This window comes from Nosocomiicoccus massiliensis (assembly GCF_000438455.1).
GTDB classification, from domain to species: domain Bacteria; phylum Bacillota; class Bacilli; order Staphylococcales; family Salinicoccaceae; genus Nosocomiicoccus; species Nosocomiicoccus massiliensis.
This window is the reverse complement of the sequence record NZ_CAVG010000106.1, coordinates 1-12,069: the sequence shown is the minus strand read 5'-3', so window position 1 is coordinate 12,069 and position 12,069 is coordinate 1. Positions and strand designations below refer to the sequence as shown.

Below are 12,069 nucleotides of genomic sequence, written 5' to 3'. Positions count from 1 at the left end.
GTTCTAAGTCTTGAACTTCAAGCTTTGCACGTATTCTTTGATTTGAAATTTGACTGTCAGAGAAACTCTCTAGTTTTTTATCCGTCTCTTTAATTTCATCTTTTAGTTGGGCGATTGAATTATTATAAAATTCGCTTTCCATTTCGATTTCATCGTGACGGGATAATAAACTTTGAACATTTTCTCTCACGATGTTTGAATCGTCTACATCTAAATGCTCTTCTTGCCAACCGATATCGTTCATCGAGCGGTGAATTTTTTCTTCGATCGTCGCGACTTCACTTTGTAAACGTTCGAGTTCAAGCAGTTCGTGTTTAATGTTTGGCTCTTCTTTACTCAGTCTTTCTAAATAGTTGAGTGTGTCTTCTTCTGGTAACACGACTCTATTTTCTTCTCGAATGAGTGCTTCGAGTTTTTCTTGACGGAGTAATTTATCTTTTTGACCAGTTGTTAAATGGTTTTTAAGCGCCTCATAACGCTCAATCCCTTTTTCTGGGAACAAGACTGGTTCGACATCGATTTTATTTGCTAAACTTTGCCACTCTTTAATTTCTGGATGATACATAATTTCTTTCATCTTATTTTTGAGTTGCTGTTTAGTGCTATTTACCGAATGTCTTTTACGTTCGATGCTTTCGATAATTTTATGCTTTTCACTCACGAGTGATTCATATGTCTCTTCATACGACTCAAGCTCTGCGATTTTTTCAGTCATATTGCTTATCGAATCGATTTTTACGTTTATATCTGGTTTCGTACCGTTACGCTTATAAAGTTCGTCAAGTTTAGCGTTAATTGCGTTAAGCATGTCTTCATATTTATTAGAACCGAGTGCACCTGCACGCAGCAAATAATCTTGAAGATCTTTTTCGGTTAAGTTTTTGTTAATATCTTGTAGACCGAGAACATCAAATGAGAATATCGAGCGATACATTTCTTTATCGATATAATTTAATTTTCTTTTTAGCCAATCTTCGCTTCGTTCTGTACCGTCAGCCATCGTAATACGTACGTCTCCAGTTGACTTATTGCCTTTAATACGTTCAATAGTTACCGGTCCAACTTCATCGACAAACTGAACGATTAGTCGCCCACCATAGGCGTTACCAAGTCTCGGTTCACGTCTTGGTTCGCCTTCGTTTCGGCGCGGGAATCCGAATAAAATTGAGTGAATAAACGACATCATCGTCGATTTACCCGCTTCGTTTTCCCCAAACACTTGGACGAAATCATGTTCAATTTTAAAACTTTTATCGATGATTTTACCGTAACCGTATATATCTAATCCTTTAATTTTCATATTGTTACTTCCTCATGAGTAGTTTTAAACGTGCTTCACCAAGTTCTAGTAGCTTTTCTTTGTCGATATCTTCCATTGGTGGTAAAAATTTATTGACTTTCGGGTCCATATATAACGTGTTTAACGCTGTTTTATATAGATCATCGTCATCTTTAAATGAATTTTTTATATCCGTGAGTAGTGCGTTTTGATCGGCATTTTCTTGTTCGATATATAGTCGATCAATCCACACAAAATCTTCGACATCTCGTTCATCTTCTTGTAATAGAGATAGTACTTCGTAATAGTCGTTACCGCTAATATCTTCTTCTCCGTCATAATAGACCGTTAATTCGATTACACGACTACCTTCTTTACGGAGTTTGTTTTTATATTCCGTGACTGCACGATATAACTCATCACGATAAATATTATTGATTTCGAGATCATAGCGTTCAAATTGAATATCTTCAACACTGACAAACGTACTATATAAATGAACGTGGTCTCCGGATACGATATAAAATCCTTTTTCTCCTGTTTCATTCATATGACGCCCTTGAATGTTACCTGCATAGTTTATAAGCGGCATATCTGATAGTTCTTGGCGCTGATGAATATGTCCAAGTGCCCAGTAATGATAGAGTTTCGAACGTAAGTCTTCTAAAGTAAATTCTGTATATCGTTTACTCTTCGTGTTCGACTTAGAATACGTTCCGTGTAATATACCGATATGAATACCGTCGTTTCGATTATTTACTGGATAATGATCAATTTTATTTTCGTATGTTTCATCGTGTAAATAACTAAATCCGTGTAAAAAGATTTTCTCGTTATCTTTACTCATCAATTGATATGTTTCGATGTTTTCTTTAAATACATGAACCGTACTTGGCCAACTCGTCTTAACATTATGATCAAGCGGGTCATGGTTACCGTGAATCATATACGTAAAGATTCCGTTATCTTCTAAACGTTGAAGTTGTTCTTTTAAAAATATTTCTGATTTTAATGTTCTGTTTTTTTGGTCAAATACATCTCCAGCAATAATGATAAAATCGACTTTTTCTTTTATTGCATAGTCGATCATACGTTTCGTTGCGTTGTATGTACTTTCCATTAAACGATCAACAATGTGTGGCGGCAATTCACTTCTCGACTTAAACGGGCTATCGAGATGTAAATCGGCAGCGTGGATAAATTTAACCATCGTTCACCTCACCTTTCTTTTCATACATTATACCAAAAAACGACAAAAGAGGCATGGGGTCTAACCCTTGCCTCTTGAGAGATTATATTCGTTTAAAAACCTATAATCATTCTACTTTAATTTACTCATTCACTTTGTATAGTTCTTCGATTGGTTTCATAATGACGCGGTTTAAGTCTTGGATTAACATACTTAATTTTTGCTCCGCTTCCATTAATTGTTTAATGTTTTCATCTTCTTCTACTGATTGTGCTGTTTGCTGTGCACGCTCAATATCAGAATCTAACATTTCCTCACCTTGCATTTGTTTTAATTGAAGTTCCATTTGAACTTCTCTAAATTCATCGAATAATTTTTTTGAATCTTCGTTTTCATTTACCGCTTTGTAAAAAGATTCTAATGCTTTAAATTCTTCTGATTGTCTCAAAGCACTTTCAAGCGCATTTGCTTGATCATATACGTTTACCATGGAATTCTCCTCTGTATTTAAAATTTCATATTGATTATAATATCATACGTCGAATATAAATTAAAATGATACGGTTACACTATTAACGGAACGAGGATACCTTGTAAAAATCCAACGATTCCTCCAAGTACATATCCGAGTAACATAATCATTTGTAGTTCTTTTCTTGCTACTTCAAACACTAAAAATTCGAGTGTTTTTATGTCAAAACTATCGATTTGACGTTTAATAACTTCAGCTAATTTTAAATGTTTTACGATACTTGGAATGTATTTTCCAAGATAATGCGTGATGTTGTCTCTTAAACGTAGTTTTCCTGAAGTTTTAAACGATTGAAACATTCTTTCATTTAACTGAGCGATTGGTCTGTCGAGTAATTCTTCTAAATTCATTTTGCGTTTAAATATTTCCGCTGCACTATGTGTCGCTTTTTCTTGATCGATTTTTGAGATATATTCGCTCGGAGATTTTTTTATAAATTTATCATACTCTCTTACGATGAATTCTCGTTCAATCGATTTCATGTCTTCATGACTTAATAGCTTCACTAACTCCCCTTGTACACGAGTTGCAAGTGAATCTTTCGGTACGACATATTTTAACGCACGCTCGAGTTTACCTCTATTTTCGATAAAATCATCAATCATCGTATATATATCTTCGTAACCTTTATCAGATGTTAAATACGTAATGATTTTCTCGTTAATCACGAGATGTAAATTATTGACTTCTTTGTCAATCGTTTCTTTTGCGTCATGCGGAATCAGTGATTCAATTGACCTGTTCATCAGTTCGTCACTTGACGTTTTTATCTTCGAATCAATTTCTTGATATAAAAATGATAATATTTTCTCTTTTAAATTTGGAGATATTTTATTTAACACGTCACCGATTGACACGTTTTCTTCTTCAATCGTTTGAATTTGGCGATCGATGAATAAATCCATAAATTTTTGTGATTCTTTACTTTGTAGTTTTTCTACAAAAACTTCTGGTGTTAATAAATAGCCTGTAATTATATTTCCAAGCTTTTTTGATGCCTCATCTCTACGCATCGGAACAACACCAGGTGTCAGTGGGATTCGTTTCCCAAATATATATTTTGCTTCATACGGATGAAATAACATTTTAATCGCTATCGTGTTCGTCACCCCACCGATTAACGCACCGACAATTGTCGTTATTATAATCGTCGTCACAGACATTCTTTTACCTCCTTAAAAAAAGAACACCTAACTGTAGGTGTTCAGTATATTATTCTGAAGTTTTTTGTTTGAAGAATGTCACTGCTTGACGCTCTAGGTAAGATGCGTGTTCTGCCTGATTGTCAGCATTTACGACGCGGTAGAGATCGTTCATTTTGTTTTTCTCTAATCTCCATCCGTCTTTTTCTTCTAATTTCTCCCAATATAACATTTCTTTGTTGTACTGTGGATAGTGCGCATTACCGCGAGATAATACTTGAGCAAGTTCTAGTGGGTCCCCACCGAAAGTACTTGTTAAAATGTCGCTATCTCTGAATAATGCACAAATTGAAACACATGTTGTCCAGTTTGGAACGATTCTCTCTTTTTCGATTTGTACAAGTGTCTTTTTAGAAAGACCGACTGTTTGACTCATAGAATCTTGAGTATAGCCAGCTTCTGTTCGCACTATTTTGAACTTCTCCTGAATGACCTTAGTAAAGGCTTTTTTGTCCATAACTAAAATTCTTCCCTTCATTTATACGTTAAACTATATGTTAACGTGTGTTTTCCTCATTCGACTCGAGGATATTAACATCCCATTTAGCAGTCGCACCTTTTAGTTGAACAAAGTTTAAACCGATTTATAAATCTTAAAGTAACTCTTCGCAACGATGAATGAAACTGGTAGGATAATGTTTAAAATGACATACAATATAATACTGTCAACGCTTGATGAGAATTCTATATACAAGAATATCATCGTAGAAACACATTTTAGTACATAATGTAGTGTAAATGCAATTAAAACGCATGTGATACATAATAATTTTATAATGAATTTCAAATTAAAACGTCTTTTTATTTTATAATTATGTCATTTTGTTTTCTGTTTGTTAATACCTATCGTGCTATTTTATTATATTCCTTTTTAGACGTAAAAGTAAAATAATACATATGTAATCTCAATTAAAAAGTGATAAAATTTATATCTAGATTATTTTTGTTCGAGGTGCTTAAATGCAAACGATTAAACAAAATATTACAAAAGCACGTCACGGTGCAGTGCTTTCTATTTGTACATATATTTTTTTATCAGTCGTTAAAATAACTGTTGGTTTTTTTGATAAATCCGATGCGTTAATAGCAGACGGATTAAATAACTTTACTGACGTGATTGGTTCAACTGCGCTATTTATCGGTTTAACAATCGCTTTAATTCCAAGAGACGACAACCATACGTATGGTCACTTTCGAGCAGAGTTAATTGCAGCGTTAATCGCAAGTTTCATTATGTTTGCGGTCGGTATACAAGTCATTATACAAACGGTTATTAAATTTATGAATAACGACTTCGCTGAACCGAGTACGACGTCGTTATATGTATCTTTATTTTCGATGATTATAATGTTTATCGTCGCGGTTATTAACTACAAACTCGCAAATAAAGTCAACAGTGTGGCGTTAAAAGCTGCGAGTATCGATAACTTCCAAGACGGCATGGTATCTCTTGGAGCTGCGATAGGTATCATTGGGGTATTACTTGGTTTTGAAACACTCGATACAATTGCGAGTTTTTTAATCGGAGCGTTAATTATATACACTGCGATCATTATATTTAAAGAAACCGCAACGACGTTAACCGACGGTTTTAATAGCAAAATATTGAATCAAATGAAGACGCTCATCGAAGATGTCAACGGTGTCATAGACGTTGTAGATATTAAAGGACGTTCTCATGGATTTATTTATTTTATCGATGTGACAGTCACTGTCGATCCACATTTAAACGTGATAGAAGGACATAAAATTACCGAACACATCGAACATGCTATGTCCGACGCATTCGGTGATACTGAAACAATCGTTCATATTGAACCCGCAGTTATAAATTAATAATGTGATGACGAATCGCATAGACGACAGCTTGTGTACGGTCAGACACTTCGAGTTTATTTAAAATATGACTCACATGTGTTTTGACCGTTTTTTCACTTACAAACAGAGTCTCTGCGATTTCTTTATTACTTTTACCGAGTACCATCTCTTTTAGCACTTCTAATTCTCGTGTTGACAACACATTTTTTTGATGTGGCAATTGCCCTTTAGATAACATTAACTCCACATCAGGATGAATCACCTGCGCTCCATTTGCGACCCTTCTTAGAGATTCGATTAAATCATCCGCATCCATTTCTTTAATTAAATAGCCGTCTGCTTTTTTATTTAATGCTGGACGCACGTATTCTTCTGACGTGTAGCTCGTTAAAATCACCACTTTTAATTTTGGAAACTCTCGTTTAACGATTTCTAACACCGCCATACCGTCCATTTCAGGCATGACTAAATCAAGTAATACTAAATCTATCTTTTTATGATTGTCTTCTAAAAACTGAATTAACTTCGCACCACTATCGACATCTTTTACGACTTTTAAATCTTCTGTTGTACTAAGTAAAAACTTCATACCTTCACGCACGACTGCGTGATCATCAGTAATTACAATATTCATAGTTATCCCCTCTATTCAATCGGTATCGTAAAACGAATCGTCGTGCCTTGACCGACGTCAGATTTAACACTAAACAGTCCACCGAGTCGTTCGACACGTGCTTTCATGTTTTTTAAACCATGCTGACGCGTGATTTCTTTCATATTAAATCCGTCACCTTCATCTCTTACAACGACAGAAAACACACCTTCAGAAACGATAATTTTTACATCACTTTTATTTACATTCGAATGCTTGCTCGTATTATTTAACGCTTCTTGAATGACACGAAATACTTCGATTTCACTGTTATCTGGCAACTGATAAAATCCATCGATATCAATCGATAATTCAATATGAATGAGTGCTGCATATTCTTTTAATGCATCGACAAGCCCGTTTTCTAACCCTATTGGTTTTAGCTGCCATATGAGAGCTTTCATTTCATTCATTGCATATTTAGACGTCGACTCAATTTTTTGTAGCGTCGATTTCATCTCTTCTGACTCTGCAATTCTAACTCCCGCATTACTCATAATGTTAATCGAAAAAATCGTCTGGCTAATCGAATCATGGAGATCTCTTGCGAGGCGTTGACGTTCTTGAATACGTGCATTTTCTTTTTCAATCTTTGTCAGTTCAATTCGCTTTAACGTTGAACCAATTTGAAACGCCACGGATTCTAGTAAATCTAACGTGTCTTTATCGTATGCTTTAACGTATTTAGAAGCGACGTTTAATATACCGAACGAATCCCCACTAGATATAAGTGGCACTGTCGCGTGATGTGTGATCCCTTCATTTTTAGAAGCATCTTCACGCATCAATTTTTCTAGTCTAGAACACGCGATTATATTCGTCGCATTTTTTAAATTATCACGGTTATACTGATTGACGCACCAACATTTACCGTTAAATAATTTCTCATAATCATTTTCCTTTAATCCAACTGGTAAATTATAATGCGCAGCGAGGTCGTGTTCTCCATTTTTATCGATGAAAAAAATCCATCCTGTATCGAATTCACTATTGTCGATCAGTAACTTCAGCGCCTCATTTAACATCGTGTCGCGATTTGTCTCTTGATTTAAATACTCTGCAATCATTCGTAGTAATTCTATTTTACTTTTCACATGCATGCTCCTTGTAAAAAATTCGACACTTTATTTTCTCTATACATTTCTCTTTATGTTAAAATAAAACGTAACGTACGTAACACATTGAGGTGATCGGTTGAACAAAAAATTATTGATGCAACTTATTTTTATCGTGTCACTCATCGCGACACTCGGGTCTTTATATTTCAGTGAAATTAGAAACTACATACCATGCGAACTATGCTGGTATCAACGAATTTTAATGTACCCACTTACTATTATAACTTTAATCGCAATAATTAAAAACGACATAAAAGCGAACATTTATATATTATCGATGAGTGTATTCGGCTTTTTAATCGGTATTTACCACTATTCACTTCAAAAACTACCGGCGATACAAGACGGGTTTAACGCGTGTAGTGATAATACTTGTACAGTGACATACGTAAACTATCTCGGATTTATAACGATTCCGTTCATGTCGCTTACAGCGTTCTTTATTATTATTATTTTATCAATACTCACTTTTAAAAAGGAGAAAAACTATGAACAATAAATTATTTTACGGTATTATCGCAGTCGTTATCATTGCTTTTGCTGCGGTATTTTTAGTATTACAGTCTGACAAAAATAATCCAGAAAAGATCAGTGAAAGTGGTTATTATCCATATACTGATAAAGAGGTCAAAGATCTTCAAGGTCCAACAATCGACAGATTAGACGATGAAAACTATCATTTCAATGAAACACCTGAAGTGACACAAGAAAAGATCGACAATGAAGATGAATTATTCGTCTATTACTGGAGCCCAGTTTGTCAGTATTGTATCGAATCTACTCCACTATTAATCGGTGCAAAAGAAAAAGAGGATTTCCCTCTCGTTCAACTGAACGTGTTAGAATATCCAGAATTCCAACAAACTGCAGGGATTACTGCAACACCAACACTCGTCTATTATAAAGACGGTAAAGAAGTGACTCGTGCTGAAGGTGGCGCACAATCGGCAGACAACTACGTAGAATGGATTAAAAGCGTTAGAAACCAATGATTTTTACGGCCACACAGCAAAACGAATCGCTCGAAAACATTTTAAAATCAATGCATATCCCTAAAAAAGAAATGCACTGGTTAAGAATGAGTAAACAAATTACGATAAACGGCGAACAAAAACAATTAAGAGATTTAGTGAGTCAGGGAGATGTTGTTCATCTTCCTGATTTTTCACAAAATAGTAATTATATAAAAAGTAACGAGACAGTTACCGTCATGTACGAAGATGATTATTTAGCAGTCGTGTTAAAACCGCACAATAAAAAGACGCATCCGAACGAAGACGAAACAAATACGTTAATGAACGACGCAGCGAATACGATTTCTTCACCATACTTAGAGCCGGTACACCGTTTAGACTACGACACGAAAGGCCTTTTAATAATCGCTAAAAATAGCTACGTGAAAAAGATGTTAGACTATATGATCGAACATCATGAAATTACAAGAGAATATACAGCATATGCCTCTTCAATCGGTAGATTAAAAGTCGGTAAAATAGAGTTACCAATCAAACAAGTGAAAAGTAAAAATCACCAAGAAGTAAATCGACATGGTAAATACGCAGTAACAAACGTTATTTCAATCACAGGTAATAAAGTGACAGTGCAACTGGAAACAGGACGCACGCATCAAATTCGCGTTCACTTGTCACATCTCGGCGCTCCGATTATTGGAGATAAAATATACGGTGGCACTAAAAACGATACACTACGCCTCTACGCTTCACGTGTACAGTTTAACCATCCCGTTACAGAAGAAATTATCAATGTAGAAATATAAAAGGTCAGTCTCACGTGAGACTGACCTTTTATATTTCAATTATGCATTCGGATGAATCATATCTTCTGGACGGATCCATTCGTCGAACTGTTCTTCTGTTACGAGACCAGTTTCTAATGCTGATTCTTTTAATGTAATACCTTTATTATGTGCGTTTTTCGCAATTGTCGCTGCATTTTCATAACCGATATGTGGGTTTAATGCTGTGACTAACATGAGTGAACGATTTAATAACTCATCGATGACTTCCATGTTCGGTTCAATTCCAACTGCACAGTTGTTATTGAACGTATCCATACCGTCACCAAGAAGGTAAATTGATTGTAAAGTGTTCATTAAAATTAATGGTTTATAAACGTTTAATTCAAAGTTACCTTGTGACGCACCGAAACCGACTGCTGCGTCGTTACCGAATACTTGTGCTGCAACCATCGATAACATCTCAGCCTGCGTTGGGTTTACTTTACCTGGCATGATTGATGATCCTGGTTCGTTTTCAGGAATCGTAATTTCACCGATACCTGCACGTGGACCTGATGCTAACCAACGAATATCGTTAACAATTTTTAATACATCCCCAGCTAATGCTTTTAAAGCACCGTGGAAGTATACAACTTCATCGTACTGAGATAACGCATGGAATTTGTTATCAGATGAAACAAAATCATATCCAGTTTGTTCAGAAATTTGTTTTGCAACTCTATCACCGAACTCAGGGTGTGCGTTTAACCCTGTACCAACGGCAGTTCCACCGATTGCTAGGTTTGCAAGTTGTTTTTTAGATTCGTTGATCATTTCTAATGACTTATCTAAAGAATATCTCCAGCCACTCACTTCTTGACCAAGTGAAAGTGGTGTTGCATCTTGTAAGTGTGTACGACCGATTTTAATAATATCTTGGAACTTTTCTTCTTTTTCTTTAAACGTGTCGCGTAACTTTTGAAGTGCTGGAAGTAAAGTCACTTCTGTTTCAGTCATTAACGCAACGTACATTGCAGTTGGGAACGTATCATTTGAGCTTTGTGATTTGTTGACATCATCGTTAGGATGAACAACCTCGTCACTCCCCTTTTCTTTTAAATAATCGTTCGCAACGTGTGCAACAACTTCGTTCACGTTCATGTTACTTTGCGTACCGCTTCCAGTTTGCCATACGACTAACGGGAAGTGTTCGTCTAGTTCTCTAGCGATAATTTTATCTGTCGCGTAAACGATCGCGTCTTTTTTCTCTTCAGATAATTTACCAAGTTCAGAGTTCACAATTGCTGCCGCGCGTTTAAGCTGAGCAAAAGCGACAATCACTTCAATCGGCATTTTTTCTTTACCAACCGGGAAGTTTTGACGACTTCTTTCAGTTTGAGCTGCCCAAAACTTGTCTGCTGGAACTTTAATTTCACCAAACGTATCATGTTCAATTCTGTAAGACATTAAAAAAATCCTCCTGAATTTTGTATTTACCATTAGTATAACTGAAATTACAGGAGGATTCACTTAAAATTATTTAGTTCATGATTACTTTTTATTCTCGTCTTTATCGAGATCTTTATCTTCTAAATCAGCACCGTGGTTTGTATGGTCTATTGATGCTGTTTGCCCTTCAGAGATAGCTTCCATCTCTTCACCGAGTGCTTTTACGTCTTCTGTATTAAACGTCATCGTATTTTCATCAGTGTATTCTTCTTCATTGCGTTTTTTATTCATATTATCTCTCCTACGCAAACTTGTACGTGTAAAATTCGCGAATGTCTCTATCTAGTTTACTCGCCGCTTCAGCATCTAAAATTACAGTCACCATACGGTGATTTTTTACTTTACTTAACGGAGAATCTTTACTCATATCTGCGTCGTAAAGTTTACGAACTGTTTCACTCGCACCAGTGCCTGACGCATAAATAAATAACTCTTTTGCTTTAAATAAGTCTTCGCTATTACCCGATTTAAATCCTTTAAATTCATGATCTAAATTTAAAACCGCAACGTTTACTTTCTCTTTTTTGTCGAGATAACGATTTAAATCGTCATCAGATTTTACATTACGAATTTGTTGCTCTGGAATATCAAGTGCGTTAAATTTCGCACCTCCGTCACCATTTGCAAGTAATAATTTCACGTTTGCTAAATTGACCGGGTGGTTATTGACTTCACCGATTAAATGATCATACGCGTTATCTAGTACATCGTTTAAATCAAGTACTAATGTAGAATCCGGATTTAATGAAATTTGTTTTCTTAATTGATCTGCTAAAAATAAATCCGCATCATGTTTTGTTTCATAAATTCTAAAGTTTAAAGCCATAATTGTCGTCTCCTATCAGAACAGTTATTAATAATAGATTACCCGAAAACAGCCATTTTAAACAATGTTTAATTGATATTTAAAATACGCTTTGTTTCACTGACAAAATAGTTTATAATGAGAGTAACTATTAAACGCACTGGGGGATATTATAGATGAAAGCAATTCTTATCTTTATGGTATGTGCAGCATTCCTAACTTCGATT

14 protein-coding genes are annotated in these 12,069 nt (G+C 35.3%); 4 read left to right on the top strand and 10 right to left on the bottom strand.

Annotation, left to right across the window (positions count from 1 at the left end; all coding sequences use genetic code 11):
* The 5 genes from TJ68_RS04800 to TJ68_RS04780 all read right to left on the bottom strand — a co-directional run.
* The coding region (locus TJ68_RS04800) for an AAA family ATPase (protein ID WP_148449654.1) at window positions 1-1,300 on the bottom strand (1,300 nt) is incomplete at its 3' end.
* Between the two features lie 4 nt (window positions 1,301-1,304).
* Window positions 1,305-2,489: a metallophosphoesterase family protein gene (locus TJ68_RS04795; RefSeq protein ID WP_040929035.1), complete on the bottom strand. Its 1,185-nt coding sequence runs from the start codon at window positions 2,487-2,489 to the stop codon at window positions 1,305-1,307.
* A gap of 121 nt (window positions 2,490-2,610) precedes the next feature.
* Entirely contained in the window at window positions 2,611-2,958 is a 348-nt protein-coding gene (locus tag TJ68_RS04790; protein WP_040929034.1) for a YlbF/YmcA family competence regulator, read from the bottom strand.
* Between the two features lie 74 nt (window positions 2,959-3,032).
* On the bottom strand, window positions 3,033-4,163 hold the full coding sequence (locus TJ68_RS04785; RefSeq protein ID WP_040929033.1) for a DUF445 domain-containing protein: 1,131 nt from the start codon (window positions 4,161-4,163) through the stop codon (window positions 3,033-3,035).
* A 49-nt stretch (window positions 4,164-4,212) separates the two neighbouring features.
* The gene (locus TJ68_RS04780) at window positions 4,213-4,659 is read right to left on the bottom strand and encodes a helix-turn-helix transcriptional regulator (RefSeq protein WP_040929032.1); all 447 of its coding nucleotides are present in this window, start codon (window positions 4,657-4,659) and stop codon (window positions 4,213-4,215) included.
* A 503-nt stretch (window positions 4,660-5,162) separates the two neighbouring features.
* Between TJ68_RS04780 and TJ68_RS04775 the strand changes: the two genes are divergently transcribed.
* A complete protein-coding gene (locus tag TJ68_RS04775; RefSeq protein ID WP_040929031.1) occupies window positions 5,163-6,038 on the top strand; it encodes a cation diffusion facilitator family transporter in 876 nt (291 codons plus the stop codon).
* On the opposite strand, the gene TJ68_RS04770 is transcribed toward TJ68_RS04775, so the two are convergent.
* Window positions 6,028-6,654, bottom strand: coding sequence for a response regulator (locus tag TJ68_RS04770; protein ID WP_040929030.1), 627 nt, complete (start codon window positions 6,652-6,654; stop codon window positions 6,028-6,030). The two genes, TJ68_RS04775 and TJ68_RS04770, sit on opposite strands and share 11 nt — an antisense overlap.
* A gap of 11 nt (window positions 6,655-6,665) precedes the next feature.
* Complete coding sequence (locus TJ68_RS04765) at window positions 6,666-7,766, bottom strand: GAF domain-containing sensor histidine kinase (RefSeq protein WP_052327312.1); 1,101 nt, start codon at window positions 7,764-7,766, stop codon at window positions 6,666-6,668.
* A gap of 118 nt (window positions 7,767-7,884) precedes the next feature.
* Between TJ68_RS04765 and TJ68_RS04760 the strand changes: the two genes are divergently transcribed.
* Genes TJ68_RS04760 through TJ68_RS04750 form a run of 3 tightly spaced genes read left to right on the top strand, consistent with a single transcriptional unit; the run spans window position 7,885 to window position 9,567 of the window.
* Entirely contained in the window at window positions 7,885-8,289 is a 405-nt protein-coding gene (locus TJ68_RS04760; RefSeq protein WP_040929036.1) for a disulfide oxidoreductase, read from the top strand.
* Window positions 8,279-8,782 (top strand): thioredoxin family protein, encoded by a 504-nt coding sequence (locus TJ68_RS04755; protein ID WP_040929028.1) that lies wholly within the window; start codon window positions 8,279-8,281, stop codon window positions 8,780-8,782. The genes TJ68_RS04760 and TJ68_RS04755 overlap by 11 nt, the downstream gene beginning before the upstream one ends.
* A complete protein-coding gene (locus TJ68_RS04750; RefSeq protein ID WP_040929027.1) occupies window positions 8,779-9,567 on the top strand; it encodes an RluA family pseudouridine synthase in 789 nt (262 codons plus the stop codon). The genes TJ68_RS04755 and TJ68_RS04750 overlap by 4 nt, the downstream gene beginning before the upstream one ends.
* Before the next feature lie 39 nt (window positions 9,568-9,606).
* On the opposite strand, the gene fumC is transcribed toward TJ68_RS04750, so the two are convergent.
* From fumC to TJ68_RS04735, 3 genes are all read right to left on the bottom strand, one after another.
* Window positions 9,607-10,995 (bottom strand): class II fumarate hydratase, encoded by a 1,389-nt coding sequence (gene fumC, locus TJ68_RS04745; protein ID WP_040929026.1) that lies wholly within the window; start codon window positions 10,993-10,995, stop codon window positions 9,607-9,609.
* A gap of 84 nt (window positions 10,996-11,079) precedes the next feature.
* The gene (locus TJ68_RS04740; RefSeq protein ID WP_040929025.1) at window positions 11,080-11,268 is read right to left on the bottom strand and encodes a hypothetical protein; all 189 of its coding nucleotides are present in this window, start codon (window positions 11,266-11,268) and stop codon (window positions 11,080-11,082) included.
* Window positions 11,269-11,278: 10 nt separating this feature from the next.
* A complete protein-coding gene (locus tag TJ68_RS04735) occupies window positions 11,279-11,863 on the bottom strand; it encodes a sugar phosphate isomerase family (protein ID WP_040929024.1) in 585 nt (194 codons plus the stop codon).
* Window positions 11,864-12,069 lie beyond the last annotated feature (206 nt).